Raw genomic sequence first — 24,306 nt, forward strand, 5'->3', positions numbered from 1 at the left:
CTAGCCGATCGCCTCGGCGCGGGCCACGATGGCGTCGTGATCCGACAGCGGGGTGCCGTCGGGACCCGGCGAGGGCCGGATCTCGACCGTTTCCAGCGTCAGGCCGCGGGAGAGGAACCAGTCGAGCTTCATCGCGCGCTCGGGGAAACGGGCGATGAGGCTCGGACAGGTGGTGGGCGTGTCCTCGGGCCCGCCATGGACCTCGAACCCAGCCGCGCGGGCGATATCGAAGAGCCCCTCGGCCCGCCATTCGCAGCCGTTGTGGTGGCCGGTGTTGAGATCGCCGCATCCGAGAACAACGCGGGGCGGACAGGGTTGCCGTCATGCGCCGCGAGCCAAGTCAACTCCTTGTCCAGCCAGATCAGTAGCGACCCGCGATTGCGAAGCGAAGCCGTGTAGCTCGACCAGTTCGTCGCGCGCTAGCGGGCGGCTGCAGGCTTGCTCTTGCACCCTGTCTAAGCGCATGGATTCACGATGTGAGTCCTTCGCAGACAGAGTTCTGCAACAACGCCCCGCCGCTTTCGCCGATATCGGGCTGGAACGCCGTGACGTAGACGAGGCCTTTGACGTCAGGATCGACGCCGGCTTCGGCGATGACGCCGCCGCCGTAGGAATGCCCAACGAGCAGCACTGGTCCGTCCTGGACGTCCAGGCTTCGCCGGACCGCCGCGACATCGTCCTCGATGGAGGTCATCGGAAGTTGCGTGACGGTACCGTCGTAATTCCGGGCGATCAGCCGGTCGTAGACCCCTCGCTAGGTGCTCCCATCGACGTTCCCGCCATGGGCCAGAACGACGTTGTGAACGTCAGCGACGGCTGTGGCGGACAGCGCCATCATGGTGCCGAGCGCCAGGCTTCCGGCCAGGAAAAGGGTGCGAAGGTTGGTCATTGTCGGTGCCTCTGCAGATTTTTGAAATCGATGTCAGAGACGAGGTAGCTGCAGCGACATCCGATCACTAAACCGCTTTTAGAGATACGGCTTATCAGCCAGGAGGGCCTTGTCGCACAAATCGGCTGAGGGCCGGTCTTCCCTTTTCCATGGCCGGAGTTATCCTACGAGGACAGTGACGGGTAGTCCGAGCGCGGTGTAGCCCGCGTTTGCCGGTCGGCGGCGCTCACCATGTCATTTCAGGATCAAACCAGATCGTCAGCGATCCGCGAAGCTTCAACGCGTCATTGTCAGCCAACCAGTTCGTGGTCTTCTACTTCGTAGCGGCCCAACTGCTCATGCCACTCAGCTACCACACTGGATTCACAAGATGAATCCCTCAGCCGAATTGTGCAACAAGGCAGTGTTGCGCTCAGAAAACGCCTCGAAAATGCCTTGGATGGAGATCCCCGGCGAGGTCTTCCGTGAAAAGATGATGGAGGAAATGGGACGACGCCCCTACCGTCGCAGGTGATGTGAGTCGCGCTTCAGGGAGCGCGCACAGGCTGGCGCTTTATGCAATCCGCTGGACCGAAGCGTGCGACCCAGAAGCAAAGGCCGACTGCGGCACCTGACGTCTCACGCGACGAGATCACCGCCCATGAAAAAGGCGGCCCCTTTTCCGGGGGCCGCCGCATGTTTCAGGTCGGTGCCTGTCCTAAGACCGCGCCTCAGCGCGGCTCGCTCGCCAGTCCGCGCCAGATCGCGACGCACATCAGCAAGAGCACCACGGTGAATGGAAGGCCCGTCGAGATGACCATGGATTGCAGCGACTTCAGACCGCCCGAGGACAGCAGCAGCACGATCGCCACCACGCCTTCGAACAGGCACCAGAACACCCGCTGCGGCACCGGCGCATCGACCTTGCCACCGGCGGCGATGGTGTCGATCACCAGCGAGCCGGAGTCGGACGAGGTCACGAAGAAGACGATCACCAGCACGATGCCGATCATCGAGGTGATCGAGGTGAGCGGCAGCGCGTCGAGCATCGAGAACAGCTGCAGCGGAAGCTCGGCGTCCTTGGCGGCGGTGTAGCCGTCGCGGACCACCTGGTTGATCGCCGAGCCGCCGAACACCGACATCCAGAGCACGCAGACCAGCGAGGGCACCAGCAGCACGCTCACGATGAACTCGCGCACGGTGCGGCCACGGCTGACGCGGGCGATGAACATGCCCACGAACGGCGACCAGGAGATCCACCAGGCCCAGTAGAACGCCGTCCAGCCCTGGGCGAAGTTGACGTCCTCCCGGCCCACCGGGTTCGACAGCGCCGGGAGGTACTCGAGGTAGGCCAGCAGGAAGTCCCAGGTGTCGGTCAACAGCAGCATCGTCGGGCCGGCCAGCAGCACGAAGAGCAGCAGCAGGCAGGCGAGGCCCATGTTGATCTCGGAGAGCAGCTTCACGCCCGCCTCGAGGCCCCGCATCACCGAGAACAGCGCGATCGAGGTGATCACGATGATCAGGATGATCTGCGAGGTGTTGCTGACCGGCATGCCGAAGAGCTTGTTGAAGCCGGCATTTGCCTGCGCCGCGCCGAGACCGAGCGAGGTGGCGAGGCCGAACAGCGTCGCGAAGACCGCGAGAATGTCGATGATGTGGCCGGGCCAGCCCCAGACGCGCTCGCCGAAGATCGGGTAGAAGGCCGAGCGGATGGTCAGCGGCAGGCCCTTGTTGTAGCTGAAGAGCGCGAGGCTCAGCGCGAGGATGGCGTAGATCGCCCAGGGGTGCAGCGCCCAGTGGAAAATCGAGGCCGCCATGCCGAGCCGGATCGCCTCGGCCTCGGAGGTGGCGGCGCCGAGCGGGGCCCAGTCTGTGCGCATGCCGCCGTCGCCGATGGCGGCGCCGCCCAGCGACGAGGAGAAATGGCTCAGCGGCTCGGAGACGCCGTAGAACATGAGGCCGATGCCCATACCGGCCGCGAAGAGCATCGAGAACCAGCTGGCGTAGCCGAAGTCGGGGGTGGCGTCGCGACCGCCGAGGCGGATCTTGCCGTAGGGGCTGACGACGAGCACGAGGCAGAGCAGGACGAAGATGTCCGCGGCGCCGAGGAAGAACCAGTCGAAGCCCTGCGTGACTTCCGAGAAGATGGCGCTGAAGAGGCTGCCCGCGAGGTCCGGAAGCGCGATGGTGAAGACCACGAAGGCGATGACCGCGAGGGCGGAGATCAGGAAAACAGGGTTGTGAACGTCAAAGCCGAAGGGCCCGACGTTGCCTTCGATGTTGTCCTGGCCGACCGTGTACTCTGTGTCGATGAGGCCTTCCGGCGGGGCTTCGGGCGCCCCGGACAGGTTGGTTTGGTCTGTGGTCGCTTCATTGGTCAAGAATGCCGCTCCTGTGTTGGGACGAGGACGTTCCCTCGGGATCGTGCCCGGTACGCCGGGCCTCGCAGTTATGGCTCATGGGAAACACGGTGCGCGGCAGGTCTGCCGCCCACGTCCACAGGACCCGCCTGACCGGCGCGGGGGCTCTCGGGGCACTCCCGAAAGCGCTCTGCCTTAGCGGGTATTCCTGGGGTCTTCCCCACAATCTCTGCGGTATCCACGAGCAGGGCCCGTCAACATAGAACCCGTGCGACAGCTCGTCGGTATTACCACGACACGGACATGCCGGCGCGGGCCGGAGCGGGGTCAGCCCGTCGGGTCAGGGTGAGTCGGATCTCGGAAAACGGGCAATCACCGTCGCAGGACTCGCCCGGAGGTGTTTCGAACGCCCGCTTCACGGGCAAAATGGAAACACCGGGGCCTGCGCCCTGCCCGATACGCGATTTTTCGGAGCGAATGCAAGGGCTCAGGCTCCCGCACCCGCGCGTCTGACGCCAGGTCTTGGCGTCTCGCGCCGTGCCTGAGCCTCAGCGCGTCACGCGGCCAATGATCGGAGCGGTTGGTCGCAGCAAGGGGCTGCCGTGCAGGCGGTCAGGCGTCGGACGGGCTCTGGTTGTCGATGAGCCACTGCCGCACGGTCTCGAGCTTGTGCTCGAGGTGCATCTTCAGCACCACCGACAGCCGTTCGCCGTCGCGGGTCTCGAGGCATTCCATGATCTGCTCATGCTCGTCCGTGGCCTGCGCCCAGCGGTCCTGCGTCATGTTGGCCACGTAGCGGGCCCGGCGCACACGCGCGGCGAGCGAGCGGTACTGGATGGCCAGCGTCTCGTTGCGGGCGGCCTCGAGGATGGCCTCGTGGATCCGCTGGTTGACCTCGAAATACTTGGCGAGTTCGCGCTTCTCGTAATGCTTCACCATCTGGCGGTGCAGCACCCGGATGCGGCCGATCTCGTCATCGGTGATGTGCTTGCAGGCAAGCTCTCCGGACAGCGCCTCGAGCGCCCCCATCACCGGGAAGACCTCGTCCAGATCCTCGGTGGTGATGCGGCTCACCCAGGCGCCGCGGTTGGGCTCGAGCGACAGAAGCCCCTCGGTCGCCAGCACCTTCAGCGCCTCGCGCAGCGGGGTGCGGGACACGCCGTAGAAGGTGCAGAGGTCCTTTTCTGGCACGCGGATCCCGGCGGCGAGATCGCCGTTCACGATCTGCTCGCGAATCGCGTCGGTCAGTTCCTCGTGCAGCGATTTCCTGCGGAAGGCGGGCTGTGTCGAAAGAGCGGTCGTCATCTCTGGTCACCTATTGTGAATCTCTGGCCCCCACGAACAGGCGCAAACCCATCCCGCTGTGCATTCATAATTATTCATTTTTATGTCGCACGACAAGCCGTAACCTTTTCCCTGTCATACCAGCGAAAATCCCACAGGTCATCTTAGCTGTTGACACATGTCCGCCCAAACTGCATTCATAATTCATAATTGCCGACGCGGGGATGTCTCCGGCTGTGGCGCAAGGGAGGAACAGAGATGACACACAGGGCAGGACGCCATTTCCTTCAGATCCCCGGGCCGAGCCCCGTTCCGGATCGGGTACTGAGAGCGATTTCCGCGCAGACGATGGACCACCGCGGGCCGGAGTTCGCCGAGGTGGGGCGCAAGGCGCTGGACGGCATGAAGACGATCTTCAAGACCGACCAGCACGTCTTCATCTACCCCTCCTCGGGCACCGGCGCGTGGGAGGCCGCTCTGGTGAACGTGCTGTCCGAGGGCGACCAGGTCCTGATGTACGAGACCGGCCATTTCGCCACGCTGTGGAAGAAGATGGCCTCGAAGCTGGGCGTCGAGGCCGAGTTCATCGAGGGCGACTGGCGCGGCGGCGCAGATCCCGACCGGATCGAGACCCGCCTGCGCGAGGACAGCGAGCACAAGATCAAGGCGGTCTGCGTGGTCCATAACGAGACCTCGACCGGTTCGGTCTCGCCCATCGCGCAGGTGCGGCAGGCGATCGACGCCGCCGGGCACCCTGCGCTGCTGATGGTCGACACGATCTCGGGTCTGGCCTCCATCGACTTCCGTTTCGACGAGTGGGGTGTGGACGTGGCGGTGTCGGGCTCGCAGAAGGGGCTGATGCTGCCGCCGGGCCTGTCCTTCAACGCGGTGAGTGAAAAGGCCTTCGAGCATTCCAAGACCGGCGGCATGCGCCGTTCCTACTGGGACTGGCGCGAGATGGCGGCGATCAACCCGACCGGCTATTTCCCCTACACCCCCGGCACCAACATGCTCTACGGCCTGAACGAGGCCATATCGATGCTGCACGAGGAAGGGCTCGACAACGTCTTCGCCCGTCACCAGCGGCACGGGGCGGCGACCCGCACCGCCGTACGGCACTGGGGACTCGAGGTGCTCTGCCGGCAGCAGGGGCAGGAAAGCGGCGTGCTGACCGCCGTGCTCATGCCCGAGGGGCACAGCGCGGATGCCTTCCGCGCAACCGCTCTGCGCCACTACGACATCTCTCTGGGCAACGGTCTGTCCAAGGTTGCCGACAGGGTCTTCCGCATCGGCCACCTCGGTGACATCAATGACCTGACGCTTGCGGGCACGCTCACCGGGGTCGAGCTTGGCCTGAGGAAATCCGGCGTCCCCCACAAGGAGGGCGGTGTCGCCGCCGCGATGGCAGAGCTGGAGCAGACCCGCTTCGAGACGATCGCGGCCGAGTGACGGCTTGCCCGGCGTGCCCGCGATGCCGGGCACCGCATATCCGGCGGAGAGCAGCCGCCGGATATGGGAGGCTTTCGGCATGGAGGTGCCGCGCCGTCCCGTTCACCCAGGGAGGAGAGACCACATGACCCAACTGGCACGACATCACCTGCGCGCGGCCGTGGCCGTTGCGGCAGCGGTACTGACCGCAGCCCCGGCCCTTGCCGCGGACTACCCCTCGCGCACCGTCGAGGTGATTCACCAGTACGGCCCCGGCGGCGGCACCGACCGCTTCATCCGCGCCATCGCCGAACCGATGCAGGAGGCCACCGGCCAGAGCTTCGTGCCGATCTCGATCGCCGGCGGCGGTGGTGTCCCGGCCTATGTCACCTTCCTGCAGCGCCCCGCCAACGGCTACACGCTGGTGTCGCTCAGCCCCGATGACGTGATCAACCACGCGCTTGGGCGGATCGACCTGACGCAGGTCCTGCCGCTGGTGCGCATCCAGTACGACCAGGGCCTGCTGCTGGTCTCCAAGGACAGCGAGCTGAAGTCGCTCGACGACGTGCTCGCCGCCGAGGCGGCAAGCCCGGGCGGGCTCAAGGTCGGCGTCACCGGCTCGGCCGGCTTCGACGACGCGCTGATCGGGCTCTTCAACGAGAAGGCCGGGACCGAGCTGGCCACCGTGCCCTTCGGCGCGGCAGAGATGGTCTCGAATACGCTCGGCGGCCACCTCGACATGATGTACGAGGAATACGGTCCCACCCGCGGCCTGATCGAGTCCGGCGACCTGATCCCGCTCGTGTTGTTCTCGGACGAGCGGCTGGCGGAACTGCCCGACGTGCCCACAGCCAAAGAGCTGGGCTACGATGTCACCCTCGGCCGCTGGCGCGGGTTCGGCATCAAGCCAGACACCGACGCTGCCGAACTCGAGACGCTGGTCTCGCTGTTCCGCGACGCCGCCGCCGACGAGGGCTACAAGAAGGTCGAGGCCGAGAGCGCGCTGCAGTACCGCTCGGAGTTCATGGGGCCGGAGGAGTTCCAGACCTTCCTCGACAAGGAAATCGAGACCTATTCCCAGATCATGAACCAGCTCGGTTACTGACCGGCCGGCGCGGCGTGCCTCTCGCAGAGGCACGCCCCAGCCGTGGGAGGGGCTGGCGCAATGCTACACAAACTGTCCGAAGTGGTCGTTTTCGCGGCCATGACCATCGCCTCGGTGGCACTCTGGTTCACCGCCGACGCGCTGCCGGTGTCCAGGCGCTACGAGCAGGTGGATTCCGATCTCTGGCCCAAGCTGGTGTTCGGTGCGCTGGCGCTCTGCTGCGCGGTGCATCTCGCGCAGAAGGTCGCGGGGCTCATCGCCGCGCCCTCGGGCGGGCCGCGCTCGGAAGACGAGGCCATCGAGGCCTACACGCCCGACGGCTACTACCTGCGGCTCGTGCTCACCGGCGCGCTGATCGTGGGCTACTTCATCGCCCTGCAATATATCGGTTTCCTGCTCGCCACGATGATCTTCCTATGGGTCGGATCGTGGATCCTGCCCTACCGGAACACCCTCGCGAAGCTGGTCTTCGCGCCGGTCTTCACCATCCTGCTCGCGGCCTTCTTCAGCTACGGGCTGTCGCTGTCGCTGCCCCGTGGCAGCGGGATCTTCTACGAGCTCAGCCAGGCGCTCTTCTGAGCCCCAGCACGGGAGTATACCATGCTTGATGCATTCGTTTCCGCCGCCGGGTACATGGTCGGCAACCCCATGAGCTTCCTGCTGATCATCTTCAGCGTGGTCTGGGGCATCGTCTTCGGCGCCGTCCCCGGGCTCACCGGCATCGTGGGGGTCGCGCTGCTCATCCCCTTCACCTTCGCTTTCGACCCGACCGAGGGCATGCTGCTGCTGGGCGGGGTCTACGTGGGCTCGACCTTTGGCGGCTCGATCTCGGCGATCCTGTTCAACACCCCCGGCTCGCCCGAGGCGGCCTGCACCTCGCTCGACGGCTACCCGATGGCCAAGCGCGGCGAGGCCGGCAAGGCGCTGGGGATCGCGCTTGCGGCCTCGGCGGTGGGCGGCATCTTCGGCACGCTGGTGCTGATGTTCGCGGCGCCCCCGCTGGCGCGGCTCGCGCTCGAGTTCGGCCCGGCGGAATACTTCGCGCTCGCCGTGCTCGGCATCACCGCGATTGCCTCCATCGGGGGCGGCTCGCTCATCAAGGGACTGATCGCGGGCCTTCTGGGGCTGGCCGTGGCGCTCATCGGGCTCGACCCGCTGACCGGCGTCGCGCGCTTCACCTTCGGCAACATGATGCTGCTGACCGGCGTGAGCTTCATCGCCGCCATCATCGGGATCTTCGCGCTGGCCGAGGTGCTGCAACGCTTCGCCGACGGCCCGCCCAAGGGCGAGCAGATGGCGCAGGTCTCGACCCAGCTGCCGAGCCTGGCGGAGTTCCTCGCCACCAAGGTCACCCTGCTGCGCTCGTCGGTCATCGGCACCGTCATCGGTGCCCTGCCCGGCGTCGGCGCCACCACCGCGGCGTTCATCAGCTACTCCGAGGCCTTCCGCTGGTCCAAGCGCCCGGAGCTCTTCGGCAAGGGCTCGCCCGAAGGCATCGCGGCCCCCGAGGCAGGCAACAACTCCGCCGTCGGCGGCTCGATGATCCCGCTGCTGGCGCTGGGGATCCCCGGCTCGGCCACCACCGCGGTGATGATCGGCGGCCTCACCATCCACGGCATCGTGCCGGGGCCGATGCTGATGCAGAACAACTCGGACCTCGTCTACTCGGTGTTCATCGGGATGCTGCTCGCCAATGTCCTGATGCTGGTCTTCGGTCTGCGGGCGGCGAGGCTCTTTGCGGTCGTGCTCAAGGCGCCTTACCAGCTCGTGGGGCCCGCCATCGTGGTGCTCTGCATGACCGGGGTCTTCGCGCTCAACAACAACGTGTCGGACGTGGCGGTGATGCTGGTCTTCGGCGGCGTGGGCTTCTTCCTCAAGAGCTACGGCCTGCCGGTGGCGAGCTTCATCATCGGGTTGGTGCTGGGTCCCATAGCCGAGGTCAGCCTGCGCCAGGGACTCATCCTCGCCGACTACGACATGATGGCCCTTGTCACCCGGCCGATCGCCGGCACGCTCCTGCTGCTCTCGGCCCTGTCGCTGGTTTACGGCATCTGGGGGAAGCTCCGCCGGCCGCCCTCGGACGGTCCGGGCAACGCGCAACCCGAAGCCAGCTGAGCCCACGCTCGCGTCACGCGCGTCCTGCCTGAATTCCCTGCCGTCCGGGCCCATGCCGGCCCGGACCCGCCCCTCTCACGCCCGCTCTCCAGGAGGCCACACCATGAACGCACCCATGCCTCAGCGCACCACCCCCGCCGCCCGCGCGGTGGCCAGGTCGCAGGCCTTCGAGAAGGCCCTCTCGGCGGCGATGGAGGGGGCCACGGCTTTCGGTGCCTTCGCCCGGGGCCGCTATTCCACCGATGCCTCGATCTACCAGATCATGCCCACGGGCGTGGCCTATCCCAAGTCCGCCGACGACATCGCCGCGGCGCTGCAGATCGCGGCCGAGCACGGCGTGCCGGTCATCGCCCGCGGCGGCGGCACCTCGCAGAACGGCCAGCCCATCGGGCGCGGGCTGATCCTCGACATGTCGCGGCATTTCAACGACCTGATGGACTACGATCCCGCCGCGCGCACCGTCACCGTCCGTCCCGGGATGGTGCTGAACACGCTCAACGACCGGCTGCGGCAGGATGGGCTCTTCTTCCCGGTCGAGCCCTCGACCGCCTCGCGCTGCACCATCGGCGGCATGTGCGGCAACAACTCCTCCGGCGCCCGTTCGCTGCGCTTCGGCAAGACCGTCGACAACGTGCTCGCCATGGAGGGCCTGCTGCACGACGGCGACACCTTCCGGCTGGATGCCGCGCCCTGGTCCGAGAATGCCTCGCCCCGGATGCGCGAGATCATGAGCAGCCTCACCGCACTCGCCGACACCCACCGCGACCGCATCGAGGAGATCTTCCCCAAGGTCCAGCGCCGCGTCGGCGGTTACAACCTCGACGAGCTGCTGCCCGCGCAGCCCAACCTCTCGCGCCTGCTGGTGGGCTCCGAAGGCACGCTGGCGGTCAGCACCGCGATCACGCTGAAGCTTTCGCAACTCCCCAAGCACCGGGTGATGGGCGTCTGCCATTTCCCCGACTTCCGCTCGGCGATGGAGACGACGCAGCATCTCGTGGCGCTCGGCCCGGTCGCGGTCGAGCTGGTGGACAACAACGTGCTCGTCATGGGCGCCGACATCCCCGCCTTCGTGCGCACCATCGGCGACATCACCAAGGGTACGCCCAACTGTCTGCTGCTCTGCGAATTCGCGGGCGACGATCTGGACGCGCTGAAGATGGACCTCAAGCGTCTCGAGCAGTGCATGGCCGATCACGGCCACCCCGATGCGGTGGTTGAGGTGGTCGAGCCGCACCGGCAGAAGGCGGTCTGGGGCGTGCGCGAGGCCTGCCTCAACATCATGATGTCGATGAAGAGCGAGGGGAAACCCGTCTCCTTCATCGAGGATTGCGCCGTCCCGCTCGAGCATCTCGCCGACTACACCGACGGCATCACCGACCTCTTCACCCGCCACGGCACGCGGGGGACGTGGTACGCCCACGCCTCGGTCGGCTGCCTGCACGTGAGGCCGATCCTCAACATGAAGACCGAGGAAGGTGCGAAGACCATGCGCGCCATCGCCGAGGAGGCCGCCGAGCTCGTGCGCAAGTACAAGGGCTCGTTCTCGGGCGAGCACGGCGACGGCATCTCGCGCTCGGAATACGTCGAGCCGATGTTCGGCAGCGAGCTCACCCGCGCCTTCGAGACGGTGAAGGACAGCTTCGACCCCGAGAACCGCCTGAACCCCGGCAAGATCGTGCGCCCGCTGCGGATGGACGACCGCGACCTGATGCGCTTCAAGCCCGGCTACAAGACCAGTCTTCCCGCCGAGCCCGCGCTCGACTGGTCGGACTGGGGCGGCTTCGGCGGCGCGGTCGAGATGTGCAACAACAACGGTACCTGCCGGAAGCTCTCGGGCGGGACCATGTGCCCGTCCTACCGCGCCACCCGCGACGAGCAGCACCTGACCCGCGGCCGGGCCAACACCCTGCGGCTCGCGATCTCGGGCCAGCTGGGCGAGGACGCCTTTACCTCGACCGAGATGAAGGAGACCCTGGATCTCTGCGTTTCGTGCAAGGGCTGCAAGCGCGACTGCCCGACCGGCGTCGACATGGCGCGGATGAAGATCGAGGTCCTGCACCATTACCACAAGCGCCACGGCCTGCCCCTGCGCGAGAAGCTCATCGCCCACATGCCGCGCTACGCGGCGCTGGCCTCGCGCTTTGCGCCGCTGGTCAACCTGCGCGACAAGGTGCCGTTCATCGCCAAGCTGTCCGAGCAGTGGCTGGGATTCTCGGCGAAACGCACCCTGCCGCAGTGGCGCAAGCCCTGGGCCGAGGACCGCGCGCCCGCCAACCTGCGTGACGTGAAGGGCGACGGGCGCGACATCGTGCTCTTCGGCGACACCTTCAATCGCTACTTCGAGTCCGAGAACCTCGAGGCCGCCGAGCGCGTGCTGCTCAAGGCCGGCTACCGGCTGCATCGCGTGGTGGTCGAGGGCAGCAGCCGTCCGATGTGCTGCGGGCGGACCTACCTCGCATCGGGCCAGACCGACGAGGCCCGCGCCGAGCTGCGCCGCACTCTGGGCGCGCTCAAGCCCTTCGTCGAGGCAGGCGCGCGGGTCGTGGGGCTCGAGCCCTCGTGCATGTTCACCTTCCGCGACGAGATGACCGCGCTGCTGCCCGGTTCCGAGACCGGCTTCATGGCAGGCAAGGCGCTGATCTTCGAGGAATTGCTGGCCGAGGACATCGCCGCCGGTACGCTCGTGATGCCGGTGGGCGACGCGGGCGGACAGGTGGTGCACGTGCACGGCCACTGCCACCAGAAGGCCTTCGGTGCCATGGGCGCGGTCGAGACCGTTCTGCGCGGGGTTCCCGGCCTCGACGTGCGGATGATCGAGAGCTCGTGCTGCGGCATGTCCGGGGCCTTCGGCTACGCCGCCGAGAATTACGAGGTCTCGATGAAGATGGGCGAGGCGGCGCTGCTTCCGGCGGTGCGCGAGGCTGCCCCGGATGCGCTGATCGTGGCCGACGGCACCAGCTGCCGCCACCAGATCCACGACGGCGCCGCGCGCGAGGCGATCCATGTCGCCCGCGTGCTCGACCGATACCTGCAATGATACCGGCCCGTCCCCCCCACCCGGAAGTCTGCGTCATGTGCCTTCGGGCCCCGACCATCATTGCCGGCCCGACGAAGCCGCCCAAGGGATGCGACGCCCCCGCGATCGTGCGCCGCGCCGCCAACACCTGTGGCGTGGCCCTGGGCGTGGTGGCGGGCAAGGTGTGCCGCATCGGTCATCCCGGCAGCCTGACCGGGGTCATGAGGCCTTCGAGGCTGGCCAGGCTCGAGGGGTGCATGGCCGAGATCGGCTCGGGCGTCGCTGCCGCGCAGGAATTCTTCCGCAGACACCCCGCCACCACCGCCAGAGAGGTCGCCTGATGAACGCCCCAACGATGATCATCCCCACCTATGACGACATGCTCGCCGCGCACGAGCGGATCAGGCCGCACATCCGCCGCACGCCGGTACGCACGTCGGACTATCTCAATGAGCTGACCGGCGCCGAGCTCTTTTTCAAGTGCGAGAACTTCCAGGAGCCCGGCGCCTTCAAGGTGCGCGGTGCCGCCAACGCGGTCTTCGGCCTCTCCGAGACACAGGCGGCAAAGGGCGTGGCGACGCATTCCTCGGGCAACCACGCCTCGTGCCTGAGCTATGCCGCCATGCTGCGCGGCATCCCCTGCAACGTGGTCATGCCGCGCACCGCGCCACAGGCCAAGAAGGACACCGTACGCCGCTACGGCGGGCGGATCACCGAATGCGAGCCCTCGACGTCTTCGCGCGAAGAGACCTTCGCCCTGATCCAGGAAGAGACCGGCGGCGATTTCGTCCACCCCTACAACGACCCGCGCGTCATCGCCGGGCAAGGCACCTGCTCCAGGGAATTCATCGAGCAGACCGGCGGGCTCGACATGGTGGTGGCGCCCATCGGTGGCGGCGGCATGATCTCGGGAACCTGCCTGACGCTCTCGACGCTGGCGCCCGAGTGCCAGGTCATCGCCGCCGAGCCCGAGCAGGCCGACGATGCCTATCGCAGCTTCAAGGCCGGTCACATCATCGCCGACGACGCGCCCAAGACCATCGCCGACGGGCTGCTGGTGCCGCTCAAGGACCTGACCTGGCATTTCGTCTCGAACCACGTGTCCGAGATCTACACCGCCTCGGACCCCGAGATCGTCGACGCGATGAAGCTGATCTGGAAGCATCTGCGCGTGGTCATGGAGCCGTCGAGCGCCGTGCCTCTGGCCATCGTCCTCAAGAACCCCGACGCCTTCCGCGGCAAGCGCGTGGGCCTCGTGATCACCGGCGGCAATGTCGATCTCGACCGCCTGCCCTGGCTTGCCTGAGCCGCCCCGCGACTTTCCGAGTCATTCCGAGACACCAAAGGGAGACACCCCGATGAAAGACATAGCCGATTTCGACCAGTACGACGTGGGTTTCGACATTCCGGCCAAGCCCGGCATGGACGAGGCGGACATCCAGACCCCCTGCCTCGTGCTCGACCTCGACGCGCTCGAGCGCAACATCAAGGTGATGGGCGACTATGCCAAGGCGCACGGCATGCGCCACCGCGTGCACGGCAAGATGCACAAGTCGGTGGACGTGGCGAAGCTGCAGGAAACGCTCGGCGGCGCCGTCGGCGTCTGCTGCCAGAAGGTCTCCGAGGCCGAGGTCTTTGCGCGCGGCGGCATCAAGGACGTGCTCGTGTCCAACCAGGTGCGCGATCGGCAGAAGATCGACCGGCTGGCGCAGCTGCCCAAACTCGGCGGCCGGATCATCGTCTGCGTCGATGACGTGGACAACGTGGCCGAGTTGTCAGAGGCGGCGGTCAGGCATGGCACCGAGCTCGACATCTTCATCGAGATCGACTGCGGCGCCGGGCGCTGCGGCGTGTCCTCCACCCCCGCGGTGATCGAGATCGCCAAGGCCGTCGAGGCCGCGCCCAACCTCAGTTTCGCGGGCATTCAGGCCTATCAGGGCGCGATGCAGCACATCGACAGCTACGAGGCGCGGAAAGAGAAGCTCGACACCGCCATCGCCATGGTCGAGGACGCCGTGGCCGGGCTCAAGGCCGAGGGCATCGACTGCGAGCTGGTCTCGGGCGGCGGCACCGGGTCCTATTATTTCGAGAGCAACTCGGGCGTCTACAACGAGCTGCAGTGCGGCTCCTACGCCTTCATGGACGCCGACTACGGCCGGATCCTCGACAAGGACGGCAAGCGCATCGACCAGGGCGAGTGGCAGAACGCCTTCTTTATTCTCACCCAGGTCATGAGCCACGCCAAGGCCGACAAGGCGATCTGCGACGCGGGGCTCAAGGCGCAGTCGGTGGACTCGGGGCTTCCGGTGATCTTCGGTCGCACCGATGTCGAATACGTCAAGTGCTCGGACGAGCACGGCGTGATCTCGGACCCCGAGGGCGTGCTCAAGGTGGGCGAGAAGCTGCGGCTGGTGCCGGGCCACTGCGACCCCACCGCCAACGTGCACGATTGGTACGTGGGCGTCCGGAACGGCAAGGTCGAGACGGTCTGGCCGGTCTCGGCGCGCGGCAAGGCCTACTGAGCCCACGCGCCTTTGCAGATAGGGGCAGGCCCGCGAGGGGCCTGCAAGCCGCCCGTGTGCAGGCCACCCTTTGCCCGTTGCACACGGGCGCACCACATGACGACAGGAGAGCAACGATGCTGATCGTTCCCGAGCGCGAGATCGGCGCGCTGATGACGCGCGCCTCGGCCTTCGAGGCGGTGGAGAAGGTCTTCGCGGCCATGGCCTCGGGCGAGGCCTACAATTTCCCGGTGATCCGCGAAGCCATCGGGCACGAGGACGCGCTCTACGGCTTCAAGGGCGGCTTCGACCGCGCCGGGCTGACGCTGGGGCTGAAGGCGGGGGGCTACTGGCCGAACAACCTCGAGAAGTTCAGGGTCATCAACCACCAGTCCACGGTGTTTCTCTTCGATCCGGACACCGGCAAGGTCGCGGCCATGGTCGGCGGCAACCTCCTGACCGCGCTGCGCACCGCCGCTGCGTCGTCGGTGTCGATCGCGCATCTGGCGCGCAGGGACGCGAAGGTCATGGGCATGGTCGGCGCCGGGCATCAGGCGACGTTCCAGCTGCGCGCAGCCCTCGAGCAGCGCCCCTTCGAGAAGGTCATCGGCTGGAACCTTCACCCCGAGATGCTGCCCAACATCGAGACCGTCGCCGACGAGGCCGGCCTGCCCTTCGAAGCGGTGGCGCTCGAGGGCATGCGCGAGGCGGACGTGATCGTGTCGATCACCTCGTCCTTCGCGCCGAGCCTGATGGCCGCCCACGTGAGCCCCGGCACTCACCTCGCCTGCATGGGCACCGACACCCGGGGCAAGCAGGAGGTCGAGGCCGCGCTGCTGGCCGTGGCCACCGTCTTTACCGACGAGGTCGCCCAGTCGGTCAGCATCGGCGAGGCGCAGCACGCGGTGGCCGAGGGGCTGATCTCGGAAAGTGACGTCCACCAGATCGGTGCGGTGATCAACGGCAGCCACCCGGGACGCCGCTCGGACGAGGAGATCACGCTCTTCGACGGCACCGGCGTGGGGCTGCAGGATCTTGCGGTTGCGGCTGCGGTGGTAGACCTAGCAGTGGAGAAGGGCATCGCCATCGAGGTCGATGTCTGACCCCAGCTCATGAGGCATCGCAATGGCACGTCCCGTCCGCATCTTCATCAATGGCTTCGGTCGCATCGGCCGCACTGTCTTCCGACAGGTGGTCACCGGCAGCCGCCCGGTCGAGATCGTGGGCATCAACGACGTGGCGCCGCTCGAGACCTGCGCCTACCTGCTGCGCTATGACAGCGTCTATGGCCCCTTCCCCGCCCCGGTGGAGACGGCCCCAGATGCGCTGATCGTGGCCGGGGGCCGCGTGCCCTTCCACGCGGTGACCGACCTGCGCGAGCTCGATCTCACGGGCGTCGACGTGGTGCTGGAATGCACCGGGCGGGCGAACCGCCGCGACGTGGCCGAGGCCGGGCTCGACGCCGGTGCGGCACGGGTGCTGATCTCGGGGCCGTCGAAGGTGGCTGACCTGACCGTGGTGCTGGGCGCCAGCGACGCGCTGCCCGAGGGCGTGCGGATCGTGTCGAACGCGTCCTGCACCACCAACGCCATTGCGCCGCTGCTGCGGGCGCTCGACGAGTGCTCCGGCATCGCGCGGGCGCATGTCACGACGGTTCACTGCGCCACCGGCAGCCAGCCCACCGTCGACCGCCCCGGCGAGACGCTCGAACGCAGCCGCGCGGCCAACGAGTCCATCGTGCCCACCTCGACCAGCGCCGCCGCGCAGGTGGCGAACGTGCTGCCGGGGCTCGCGGACCGGCTCAGCATCGCCGCCGTGCGGATCCCGTCGATCTCGGTCTCGGCGGTGGATGCGGTGATCCAGTTCACCACGCCGCCCGCTGACGTCGAGGCGCTGCTCGACCGGATCGCCGACGGACAGGTCATCGGTTCCTGCGCCGATCCCTGCGTCTCGTTCGATTTCCGCGGCCGGCAGGAGAGCCTGATCCTCGCCCGGACAGAAACCCAGTCCGTGGGGCCCGACCAGCTGCGGATCTTCGGCTGGTACGACAACGAATCCGGCTTTTCCGCGCGGATGCTCGACATGACGGAGCGCCTCGCCCTGCCGTCCTGACACCAAGGAGACACCCATGGCCCTCGACAAGACCACGCCCCCGCCCGAACAGCAGGCCGCGCTCGACTACCACGCCTTCCCCACCCCCGGTAAGCTCGAGATCCGCGCGACCAAGCCCATGGCCACGGCGCGGGATCTGTCGCGGGCCTATTCTCCGGGCGTCGCCGATGCCTGCATGGAGATCGCGCGCGACCCGTCGCTGGTCACCCGTTACACCGCCCGGCGAAACCTCGTGGCGGTGGTCTCGAACGGCAGCGCGGTGCTGGGGCTCGGCAACATCGGGGCGCTGGCCAGCAAGCCGGTGATGGAGGGCAAGGCGGTGCTCTTCAAGAAATTCGCCAACATCGACTGCTTCGATCTCGAGGTGAACGAGACCGATCCCGAGGCACTGGCCGACTGGGTCTGCAAGCTTGAACCCACCTTCGGGGCCATCAACCTCGAGGACATCAAGGCGCCCGACTGTTTCGTGGTCGAGCGGATCTGCCGCGAGCGCATGGGCATCCCGGTGTTTCACGACGACCAGCACGGCACCGCCATCGTGGTCGCCGCCGCCGCCCAGAACGCGCTGCACATCGCGGGCAAGGAGCCGTCGGCGGTGCGGCTCGTGGGCATCGGCGCGGGGGCTGCGGGCACCGCCTGCCTCGCGATGCTTGCCAATCTCGGCATCCCCGAGCGCAACATCACCGTCTTCGACAAGGATGGCGTGCTGCACCCGGGCCGCGACGACCTCGCCCCCGAGCAGCGCCGCTTCGCCCATGCGCCCGAGGGCACCACGCTGACCGAGGCACTGACAGGCGCCGACATGGTGCTGGGCGTTTCGGGACCCGGCGTGCTCACGCCCGAGATGGTCGCGGGCATGTCCGAGCGGCCGGTGATCCTCGCGCTCGCGAACCCGGTGCCCGAGATCATGCCCGACCTTGCCCGCGCCGCCGCCCCCGGCGCGATGATCGCCACCGGCCGGTCGGACATCCCGAACCAGGTCAACAACGTGCTCTGCTTCCCGTTCATCTTCCGGGGCGCGCTCGACGTCGAGGCGACCGAGATCAACGACGCCATGAAGCTCGCCTGCGTCGACGCCATCGCCTCGCTTGCCCGCCAGACCACCACCGCCGAGGTGGGCGAGGTCTACCAGGACGAGACGCTGAGCTTCGGTCCCGACTACCTGATCCCCAAGCCCTTCGACCCGCGGCTGCTGCCCACCATTGCCGTGGCCGTGGCGCGCGCCGCGATGGAAAGCGGCGTGGCGCGCCGGCCGCTGGATCTCGACGCCTACCGCGAGAGCCTCGAGGCGCAGGTGTTCCGCTCGTCGCTGACCATGCGCGGCGTGACCGAGGCGGCGCGCCGCTCGCGCCGGCGCATCGTCTTTGCCGAGGGCGAGGATCGCCGGGTGCTGCGCGCGGTGCAGGGGCTGGCCGAGGACGGCATCCACACGCCGATCCTCGTGGGCCGCCCGGACGTCATCGCGCAGCGGCTCGACCAGATGGAGCTGCCGGTGGTGCCTGGGCGCGACTTCGAGATCGTGAACCCCGAGAGCGACGAGCGCTACACCGATTACTGGCGCGACTACCACGAGTTGATGAAGCGGCAGGGGGTGACGCCGGACCTCGCCCGCGCCATCCTGCGCACCAACACCACCGCGATTGCCGCGCTGATGGTGCGCAGGGGCGATGCCGACAGCATGATCTGCGGTACCTTCGGGCAATATTCATGGCATCTCAACTACATCCGGCAGGTTCTTGAGACCGGTGGCCTGTCGCCCGCTGGGGCGCTGTCGCTCATCATCCTCGATGATGGGCCGCTGTTCATCGCCGACACCCACGTCAGCTTCGAGTCCGATGGCGCCACGCTTGCCCGCACCGTCGAGGCCGCCGCCCGGCACGTGCGGCGCTTCGGGATCGAGCCGCGCATCGCGCTTTGCTCGCGCTCGCAGTTCGGCAATTTCGACTGCCGCTCGGGAATGGCAATGCGCGAGGCGCTGGCGATCCTCGACGCCAAGGGCGTGGATTTCGAATACGAGGGCGAGATGCACACCGAGCTTGCCCTGAACCCCGAGCTGCGCGAGCGGCTGCTGCCGGGCAACCGGCTGACGGGGCGCGCCAACGTGCTGATCTATGCCAACACCGACGCGGCGGGCGCGGCGCGGGACCTGCTCAAGGGCGTGGCCGAAGGGCTCGAGGTCGGGCCGATCCTGATGGGCATGGGCAACCGCGCCCATATCGTGACCCCCGAGGTGACCCAGCGCGGGCTCATCAACATCGCGACGCTCGCCAGCGCCGACGTGGCAAGCTACGGCTGAAACGAAAGCGCGCCGCCGGCTCTGAGGCCGACGGCGCGCGGGCTGCTCGATTTTTCTTGGGATGTCAGGTCCCGGACCAGACCGGCTTGCGCTTGCCGAGGAAGGCCTCGACGCCTTCGCGGAAGTCCCGGCTTCCGTAGATCCGGGCGATGGTCGCGGCATCGTCGGGGACGTCGCCCACAAGATTGCGGAACATCTCGCGGCAGGCGCCGATGGTCAGCGGCGCGGCCTTGCAGAGCCTGTCCACCGTGCGCGCGACCTCGTCCTCGAGCGCGTCGGCGGGCACACAGGCGGTGGCAAAGCCCAGCCGGTGCACCGTTTCGCCGTCGAGCGCCAGCGACAGCAGCAGCATCTGCTTGGCCGGACCCTCGCCGAAGGCCCGGACCAGCCGCGCGACGTTGGCCTGCGACAGACAGTTGCCCACGGTGCGCGCGATGGGCACGCCGAACCGCGCCTCGGGGGTGACGATGCGCAGGTCGCAGGCGGCGGTGATCACCAGCCCCCCGCCCATGGCCGGGCCGTCCACCACCGCGAGCGTGGTCGCGGGCAGCGCCTCGACCCGGCGAATGGCGGCGTCGATCCGCTTTTCGTAGGTGACGCCGTCCTCGCCGCGCTCGAAGGCAGTGAATTCCGAGATGTCGGTGCCCGCCACGAAGGCGGCGCCCCTGCCCCGGAAGACGATGGCCCGCAGGTCGGGCTGGGCCTCGAGCGTATCGCAGATCTCGCCCAGTTGCCGGTACATCTCGAAGGTCATGGCGTTGCGCGCCTCGGGCCGGTCGAAGGTGACGGTCGCCACGCCCGCCTCGACCGCCAGCCGCACGTCGCCCCGGCTGTGCAGCGTGTCAGCCATTGGACACCTGCCTTTCGCCGAGGCTGCGCAGCTCGGCCAGGATCTCGTCGCGGTGCTCGTCGAGCAGCGGCGGGTGGCGGCGCACCTGCTGCGGCGTACCGCGCAGCTTGACCGGGAAGCCGATGTTCTTGACCTCGCCTTCGACGGGGTGCTGGATCGGCATCACCATGTTGCGCTCGTCCGCGTGCGGATTGTCCAGCGCCTCGGCGTAATCGAGGATCGAGCCCGCCGGGATGCCCGCCTCGAGCAGCGTCTCGACCCAGTGCTCGCGGGTCTGCCCGGTGAAGGTGGTTTCGAGTTCGGCGATCAGCGCATCGCGGTTGGCAAGGCGCAGGGCGTTGGTCTCGAACAGCGGATGCACCGGCAGGTCCGGGCGCTCCATCACCTCGCAGAGCTTGCGGAAGGCACGGTCGTTGTTGGCGCCCAGCACGAAATGGCCGTCCTTGGCGCGCACCGCCTGGTAGGGTGCCGCCATGCGGTTGGCGGTGCCGATGCGCTGCGGCACGTTGCCGGTGCCCCAGAAATCGCAGATGTCCCAGACCGCGAACGACAGCCCCGCCTCGTAGAGCGAGGCGTCGATGAATTGCCCCTGCCCGGTGGTCTGTCGCCCGATATAGGCGCTGAGGATGGCGTAGACGGCAAAGAGCGAGCAGCCGATGTCGGCCACCGGCACACCGGATTTCGCAGGCGGCCCGTCGGGGGCGCCGGTGATCGACATGACCCCCGAGGCCGCCTGCGCCATCAGGTCGAACCCGGGGCGCTTCCACCACGGGCCGGACTGGCCGAAGCCCGAGATGCTGGCGTAGATCACGCCGGGGTTCACCGCCTTGATGGTCTCGTAATCGAGCCCCATGCGGGCCATGGCGCCGGGGCGGTAGTTCTCGACGATGACGTCGGCGGTCTCGACGAGGCGCAGGTAGGTCTCGCGCCCTTCCTCGGACTTCAGGTCCAGCACGATGGAGCGCTTGTTGCGGTTCATGTTGAGAAAGCCGAGGCTGTCGTCGCCCTTGAGCTTGAAGCCCATGGAGCTGCGGGTCTGGTCGCCGGTGGGCGGCTCGACCTTGATCACGTCGGCGCCGAGGTCGCCCAGCAGCATGCAGGCGAAGGGTCCCGCCATCACCTGGCTCACGTCGAGCACGCGGATGCCTTCGAGCGGAAGCGGCGTCTTGGACTGGCTCATGGATATCTCCTCCGGAGTTGAATGTGTGAGGGGGCCGAGGCCGGCCCGCTCAGTAGACGAGGTTCACCAGTGCCAGCGAGATGCCGGGGAAGTAGGTGCAGATGATCAGCAACGCGAGCAGCGCGCCGATGAAGGGCAGGTTCGCCTTGGTCGTGGCCCAGATGTCGGCGCGTGCGATCGAGCAGGCCGCGATGAGCACCGAGGCAACCGGGGGCGTCTGCTGCCCGATGGCGAGGTTCAGCGTCACCACGAGGCCGAAGTGCACCGGGTCGATGCCCGCGGCGAGCACCATCGGCATGACGATGGGCACCACGAGGATGATCGCCGCGGCCGAGTGCAGGAACATGCCAAGCGCGAGGAAGGCGAAGTTGAGCATCAGCAGAATGAGGTACTTGTTTTCGGTCACGCCGCCGATGGCCTGCGCCAGCTGCTGCGGAAGCTGTGCCTCGGTCAGGAAACCGCCGATCAGGTACGACGCCGCCACCAGCAGCATCACCACCGCGGTCTGCAGCCCGCTGTCGACCAGCGCCTTGTAGAGCGCCTTGATGTCGAACTCGCGGTAGATCACGCCCGAGATGAACAGTGCCGCCACCACCGCGAGGCCCGCACCTTCGGTCGCGGTCACGATGCCGCCGAAGATGCCGCCGAGGATGATGACGGGCAGCATCAGCGCCCAGCCCGCTTCCTTCAGCTTCACCCAGACGTTGCGGGCGCTGAAGCGCTCTTCCACGGGGAAGTTGTAGCGCCGGGCTTGGATGTAGGCCGCGATGGCAAGGCAGATGGCACCGACGATGCCGGGGCCGAAGCCCGCGACGAACATCTTCACCACCGATTGCTGTGCCATCACCGCGTAGAGGATCATCGGGATCGACGGCGGCAGGATGATCGCGAGGCTCGAGGCCGAGGAACAGATCGCCGCAGAGAACTCCTTGGAATAGCCCTTCTTGCGCATCGCCGGGATCAGGATCGAGCCAAGCGCCGCGACGCCCGCGACCGCAGAACCCGAGATCTCGGCAAAGAACATCGACGCGCCGATGCAGACGAACGAAAGCCCGCCGCGGATGAAGCCCACGAGCGCCGAGGCGAGACCGATCAGCCGCTTCGAGATCGACGAGGCGTTCATGATGGCGCCCGCCAGCACGAAGAGCGGGATCGCCAGCAGCGGGAAGCTCGAGGCACCCTCGAACATGGTGAGCGCGAGGTTGGGCAGCATGTCCGCCCCCTGCACCGTCACCACCGCCGCGATGGCGACCAGACCCAGCGCCACGGCGATGGGCACGTTCAGAAGCGAGAGGCCGAAGAGCCCGAAAAGCATGTAGCCGATGGTCATGACGCGTCTCCGAGGCGCGGTTCGCCGTGGGCGGCGCGGTGGGTCTCGTGGGCGGGGCCCTCGTCCTGCTCGGCCTCGAGCTCAGCCAGCGCCTCGCGCACCTCGTGGTCGACGAAGCCCGAGCCGCGGGCATCGCGCATCACTTCCGGCAGGCGCAAGGCCTCGGCCAGCATGAAGAGCACGGCCCCGAGTGGGATGATCGACTGGGTGAGCTGCACCGAGACCGCCGGCAGCGTCACCAGGGTCATGCCCTCGAGAATGAGCAGCACTTCGAGCCCGGCATAGGCCATGAGGCCGAAGAACAGGAAGACGCAGGCCTCGGAGAACACCGTGGCGGCGACGCGCATGTTGGGCGGAAGCGCGTTGACGACGCCGGGAAAGCCGATGTGCGCGCCCTTCAGCGCGGCGAGCGCGCTGCCGAAGTAGGTCATCCAGACCAGGCCGATGGAGGCGACCTCGTCATACCAGACCAGCGGGCTGCCGGCGTAGCGGAAGAGGGTTCCGCAGACGATAAGGATGGTCAGGGCCGCGACGATGGCGGCCGTGATCACCTCGAGCAGGGTTTCGAACCCCTGTCTCAGGCTGTTGAGCGATAGCATGTGTCTCTCCGGGGGAATTCGCTACGTGCCACGGGGCCGGCACCCCTCGGCGCCGGCCCCGCGACGTCAGGCTCAGTTCGTGGCGGGGGCGAGGTTGCGGGCCTGTTCGACCAGCTCGGCACCACCTTCGACGCTGTTGGCGAACTCCTCGTAGACCGGGGCCGAGGCGTCGATGAAGGCCTGCAGGTCGACCTCGTTCACCTCCATGCCCGCTTCCTTGAGCTTGCCGAGCAGCTCGGTGTCGAGGCGGGCGGCGATCTCGTAGACCACCGGCTGCATCTCCTGCGCGGTCTCGGTCAGGATCTGCTGCACCTCGGGCGAGAATTTCGAGAACGACCGGCCGGCGGTCACGTAGCCCGGCGTGTAGACGTGGTTGCTGATCGAGAGGTACTTCTGCACCTCGTAGAAGCGCGCCGGGTAGATCTGGGCGTAGGGGTTCTCCTGCCCGTCCATCACGCCGGTCTGCAGGCCCACGAACACCTCGGAGAAGGCCATCGGGCTGGGGCTCGCGCCGTAGCTCTCGAACATCTTCACGCGCCATTCGCTGCCCGGAACGCGCAGCTTGATGCCCTTGAGGTCGGCGGGCGTGACAATGGGCCGGCGGTTGTTGGTGATCTGGCGGAAGCCGTTCTCCCAGACGCCGATGACGTGGTAGCCGGCCTCTTCGGCCTTGGGCACAAGCGTCGGCATCACGATCTCTTCGCTGATCCTGGCCATGTGCTCGCGGCTCTGCACGAGATAGGGCATCTCGAAGAGCCCGAACTCGGAGACCATCGTGGACATGATGCTCGACGGCAGCGCCAGGTCGACGGTGCCGAGCTTCAGTTTCTGCAGCATTGCCTTGTCATTGCCGAGCTGGCTCGAGCCGTAGACGATGACCTTGCCCTGATCGCCGAGCTTCTCGTTGGCGCGCTTGGCGAACTCGGTGGCGCTGAGGTCCATCAGCGAGCCCGGCTCACCCACGTGCCCGAACTTGATCTCGGTCTGGGCCGCGGCGGCTGTTGCAAGGCCGAGGCTGGCCACGAGGGCTCCGACCAGCAGGTTACGACGTTTCATGACTTTCTCCTCCCATGGATGCGGTCTTTCACCGCGCAGGACGCCAGTGCGCAGCCCTGCAACGAAGGCGTGCGCGGTCTGTGCCGCCTGTGGCGACACATGCCCCGAACCGGGCGGCGTCTTGCCCGACCCCGGGGCAGAACTCGAATGATGTGCAACGGCAGGCGTGCCGTCACAGGCACCGGAACGTCAGCCGCCCCGGCGAG

Annotated in this window: 21 protein-coding genes and 2 pseudogenes; 11 read left to right on the plus strand and 12 right to left on the minus strand. The window is 67.4% G+C overall.

Going from position 1 to position 24,306, the window contains the following annotated elements; genetic code table 11:
• The 7 genes and pseudogenes from BLQ77_RS29690 to BLQ77_RS19805 all read right to left on the minus strand — a co-directional run bounded on the left by BLQ77_RS29690 (position 1) and on the right by BLQ77_RS19805 (position 4,533).
• Positions 1-132, minus strand: a complete 132-nt coding sequence (locus tag BLQ77_RS29690; RefSeq protein WP_278184715.1) for a hypothetical protein — start codon at positions 130-132, stop codon at positions 1-3.
• 146 nt (positions 133-278) lie between these two features.
• A pseudogene (locus BLQ77_RS19790) lies at positions 279-443 on the minus strand (IS5/IS1182 family transposase); the annotation flags it as partial.
• Between the two features lie 26 nt (positions 444-469).
• Positions 470-694 carry an alpha/beta fold hydrolase gene (locus BLQ77_RS29065; protein WP_207545860.1) on the minus strand — a complete coding sequence of 75 codons (225 nt, stop codon included), beginning with the start codon at positions 692-694 and terminating at the stop codon, positions 470-472.
• A gap of 60 nt (positions 695-754) precedes the next feature.
• Complete coding sequence (locus BLQ77_RS29695) at positions 755-889, minus strand: hypothetical protein (protein WP_278184716.1); 135 nt, start codon at positions 887-889, stop codon at positions 755-757.
• Between the two features lie 229 nt (positions 890-1,118).
• Positions 1,119-1,229 (minus strand): annotated as a pseudogene (locus BLQ77_RS29435) (IS5/IS1182 family transposase); the annotation flags it as partial.
• Between the two features lie 370 nt (positions 1,230-1,599).
• Entirely contained in the window at positions 1,600-3,216 is a 1,617-nt protein-coding gene (locus BLQ77_RS19800) for a BCCT family transporter (protein ID WP_375360211.1), read from the minus strand.
• Positions 3,217-3,840: 624 nt separating this feature from the next.
• On the minus strand, positions 3,841-4,533 hold the full coding sequence (locus BLQ77_RS19805) for a GntR family transcriptional regulator (RefSeq protein WP_008887533.1): 693 nt from the start codon (positions 4,531-4,533) through the stop codon (positions 3,841-3,843).
• Positions 4,534-4,770: 237 nt separating this feature from the next.
• Between BLQ77_RS19805 and BLQ77_RS19810 the strand changes: the two genes are divergently transcribed.
• From BLQ77_RS19810 to BLQ77_RS19860, 11 genes are all read left to right on the plus strand, one after another.
• Complete coding sequence (locus tag BLQ77_RS19810; protein WP_040384839.1) at positions 4,771-5,961, plus strand: pyridoxal-phosphate-dependent aminotransferase family protein; 1,191 nt, start codon at positions 4,771-4,773, stop codon at positions 5,959-5,961.
• 124 nt (positions 5,962-6,085) lie between these two features.
• Positions 6,086-7,045: a tripartite tricarboxylate transporter substrate binding protein gene (locus BLQ77_RS19815; RefSeq protein ID WP_089962380.1), complete on the plus strand. Its 960-nt coding sequence runs from the start codon at positions 6,086-6,088 to the stop codon at positions 7,043-7,045.
• Positions 7,046-7,105: 60 nt separating this feature from the next.
• Positions 7,106-7,624, plus strand: a complete 519-nt coding sequence (locus tag BLQ77_RS19820) for a tripartite tricarboxylate transporter TctB family protein (RefSeq protein WP_089962382.1) — start codon at positions 7,106-7,108, stop codon at positions 7,622-7,624.
• A gap of 21 nt (positions 7,625-7,645) precedes the next feature.
• Positions 7,646-9,160, plus strand: a complete 1,515-nt coding sequence (locus tag BLQ77_RS19825; RefSeq protein ID WP_089962385.1) for a tripartite tricarboxylate transporter permease — start codon at positions 7,646-7,648, stop codon at positions 9,158-9,160.
• A gap of 103 nt (positions 9,161-9,263) precedes the next feature.
• Positions 9,264-12,197, plus strand: a complete 2,934-nt coding sequence (locus BLQ77_RS19830) for an FAD-binding and (Fe-S)-binding domain-containing protein (protein WP_089962387.1) — start codon at positions 9,264-9,266, stop codon at positions 12,195-12,197.
• 35 nt (positions 12,198-12,232) lie between these two features.
• Positions 12,233-12,517 carry a hypothetical protein gene (locus BLQ77_RS19835; protein ID WP_089962389.1) on the plus strand — a complete coding sequence of 95 codons (285 nt, stop codon included), beginning with the start codon at positions 12,233-12,235 and terminating at the stop codon, positions 12,515-12,517.
• Positions 12,518-12,531: 14 nt separating this feature from the next.
• Complete coding sequence (gene bhcB, locus BLQ77_RS19840) at positions 12,532-13,482, plus strand: beta-hydroxyaspartate dehydratase BhcB (protein ID WP_207545865.1); 951 nt, start codon at positions 12,532-12,534, stop codon at positions 13,480-13,482.
• Positions 13,483-13,534: 52 nt separating this feature from the next.
• Positions 13,535-14,698, plus strand: a complete 1,164-nt coding sequence (gene bhcC / locus BLQ77_RS19845) for a 3-hydroxy-D-aspartate aldolase BhcC (RefSeq protein ID WP_089962394.1) — start codon at positions 13,535-13,537, stop codon at positions 14,696-14,698.
• Positions 14,699-14,814: 116 nt separating this feature from the next.
• Positions 14,815-15,780: an iminosuccinate reductase BhcD gene (gene bhcD / locus BLQ77_RS19850; RefSeq protein ID WP_089962397.1), complete on the plus strand. Its 966-nt coding sequence runs from the start codon at positions 14,815-14,817 to the stop codon at positions 15,778-15,780.
• A gap of 22 nt (positions 15,781-15,802) precedes the next feature.
• Positions 15,803-16,789, plus strand: coding sequence for a type I glyceraldehyde-3-phosphate dehydrogenase (locus BLQ77_RS19855; RefSeq protein WP_089962399.1), 987 nt, complete (start codon positions 15,803-15,805; stop codon positions 16,787-16,789).
• A gap of 16 nt (positions 16,790-16,805) precedes the next feature.
• Positions 16,806-19,085, plus strand: coding sequence for an NADP-dependent malic enzyme (locus BLQ77_RS19860; protein ID WP_089962401.1), 2,280 nt, complete (start codon positions 16,806-16,808; stop codon positions 19,083-19,085).
• A 64-nt stretch (positions 19,086-19,149) separates the two neighbouring features.
• Here the strand turns inward: BLQ77_RS19860 and BLQ77_RS19865 are convergent, their stop codons facing one another.
• From BLQ77_RS19865 to BLQ77_RS19885, 5 genes are all read right to left on the minus strand, one after another.
• Positions 19,150-19,935 (minus strand): enoyl-CoA hydratase, encoded by a 786-nt coding sequence (locus BLQ77_RS19865; RefSeq protein ID WP_089962404.1) that lies wholly within the window; start codon positions 19,933-19,935, stop codon positions 19,150-19,152.
• Complete coding sequence (locus BLQ77_RS19870) at positions 19,928-21,115, minus strand: CaiB/BaiF CoA transferase family protein (protein ID WP_089962406.1); 1,188 nt, start codon at positions 21,113-21,115, stop codon at positions 19,928-19,930. The genes BLQ77_RS19865 and BLQ77_RS19870 overlap by 8 nt, the downstream gene beginning before the upstream one ends.
• A gap of 49 nt (positions 21,116-21,164) precedes the next feature.
• Positions 21,165-22,445: a TRAP transporter large permease gene (locus BLQ77_RS19875; RefSeq protein ID WP_207545861.1), complete on the minus strand. Its 1,281-nt coding sequence runs from the start codon at positions 22,443-22,445 to the stop codon at positions 21,165-21,167.
• Positions 22,442-23,044, minus strand: coding sequence for a TRAP transporter small permease (locus BLQ77_RS19880; RefSeq protein ID WP_089962411.1), 603 nt, complete (start codon positions 23,042-23,044; stop codon positions 22,442-22,444). Before BLQ77_RS19880 ends, BLQ77_RS19875 begins: the two co-directional genes overlap by 4 nt.
• A 72-nt stretch (positions 23,045-23,116) precedes the next feature.
• Positions 23,117-24,100: a TRAP transporter substrate-binding protein gene (locus BLQ77_RS19885; protein ID WP_008887352.1), complete on the minus strand. Its 984-nt coding sequence runs from the start codon at positions 24,098-24,100 to the stop codon at positions 23,117-23,119.
• Positions 24,101-24,306: the final 206 nt, after the last annotated feature.

The organism is Salipiger thiooxidans, assembly GCF_900102075.1.
Classification (GTDB): domain Bacteria; phylum Pseudomonadota; class Alphaproteobacteria; order Rhodobacterales; family Rhodobacteraceae; genus Salipiger; species Salipiger thiooxidans.

Excerpts from the sequence above, each read along its gene's own strand:
- BLQ77_RS29690 (WP_278184715.1), bottom strand. The coding sequence starts at position 132 with ATGAAGCTCGACTGGTTCCTCTCCCGCGGCCTGACGCTGGAAACGGTC.
- BLQ77_RS29065 (WP_207545860.1), bottom strand. The coding sequence starts at position 694 with ATGACCTCCATCGAGGACGATGTCGCGGCGGTCCGGCGAAGCCTGGAC.
- BLQ77_RS29695 (WP_278184716.1), bottom strand. The coding sequence starts at position 889 with ATGACCAACCTTCGCACCCTTTTCCTGGCCGGAAGCCTGGCGCTCGGC.
- BLQ77_RS19805 (WP_008887533.1), bottom strand. The coding sequence starts at position 4,533 with ATGACGACCGCTCTTTCGACACAGCCCGCCTTCCGCAGGAAATCGCTG.
- BLQ77_RS19810 (WP_040384839.1), top strand. The coding sequence starts at position 4,771 with ATGACACACAGGGCAGGACGCCATTTCCTTCAGATCCCCGGGCCGAGC.
- BLQ77_RS19815 (WP_089962380.1), top strand. The coding sequence starts at position 6,086 with ATGACCCAACTGGCACGACATCACCTGCGCGCGGCCGTGGCCGTTGCG.
- BLQ77_RS19820 (WP_089962382.1), top strand. The coding sequence starts at position 7,106 with ATGCTACACAAACTGTCCGAAGTGGTCGTTTTCGCGGCCATGACCATC.
- BLQ77_RS19825 (WP_089962385.1), top strand. The coding sequence starts at position 7,646 with ATGCTTGATGCATTCGTTTCCGCCGCCGGGTACATGGTCGGCAACCCC.
- BLQ77_RS19830 (WP_089962387.1), top strand. The coding sequence starts at position 9,264 with ATGAACGCACCCATGCCTCAGCGCACCACCCCCGCCGCCCGCGCGGTG.
- BLQ77_RS19835 (WP_089962389.1), top strand. The coding sequence starts at position 12,233 with ATGTGCCTTCGGGCCCCGACCATCATTGCCGGCCCGACGAAGCCGCCC.
- bhcB (WP_207545865.1), top strand. The coding sequence starts at position 12,532 with ATGATCATCCCCACCTATGACGACATGCTCGCCGCGCACGAGCGGATC.
- bhcC (WP_089962394.1), top strand. The coding sequence starts at position 13,535 with ATGAAAGACATAGCCGATTTCGACCAGTACGACGTGGGTTTCGACATT.
- bhcD (WP_089962397.1), top strand. The coding sequence starts at position 14,815 with ATGCTGATCGTTCCCGAGCGCGAGATCGGCGCGCTGATGACGCGCGCC.
- BLQ77_RS19855 (WP_089962399.1), top strand. The coding sequence starts at position 15,803 with ATGGCACGTCCCGTCCGCATCTTCATCAATGGCTTCGGTCGCATCGGC.
- BLQ77_RS19860 (WP_089962401.1), top strand. The coding sequence starts at position 16,806 with ATGGCCCTCGACAAGACCACGCCCCCGCCCGAACAGCAGGCCGCGCTC.
- BLQ77_RS19865 (WP_089962404.1), bottom strand. The coding sequence starts at position 19,935 with ATGGCTGACACGCTGCACAGCCGGGGCGACGTGCGGCTGGCGGTCGAG.
- BLQ77_RS19870 (WP_089962406.1), bottom strand. The coding sequence starts at position 21,115 with ATGAGCCAGTCCAAGACGCCGCTTCCGCTCGAAGGCATCCGCGTGCTC.
- BLQ77_RS19875 (WP_207545861.1), bottom strand. The coding sequence starts at position 22,445 with ATGACCATCGGCTACATGCTTTTCGGGCTCTTCGGCCTCTCGCTTCTG.
- BLQ77_RS19880 (WP_089962411.1), bottom strand. The coding sequence starts at position 23,044 with ATGCTATCGCTCAACAGCCTGAGACAGGGGTTCGAAACCCTGCTCGAG.
- BLQ77_RS19885 (WP_008887352.1), bottom strand. The coding sequence starts at position 24,100 with ATGAAACGTCGTAACCTGCTGGTCGGAGCCCTCGTGGCCAGCCTCGGC.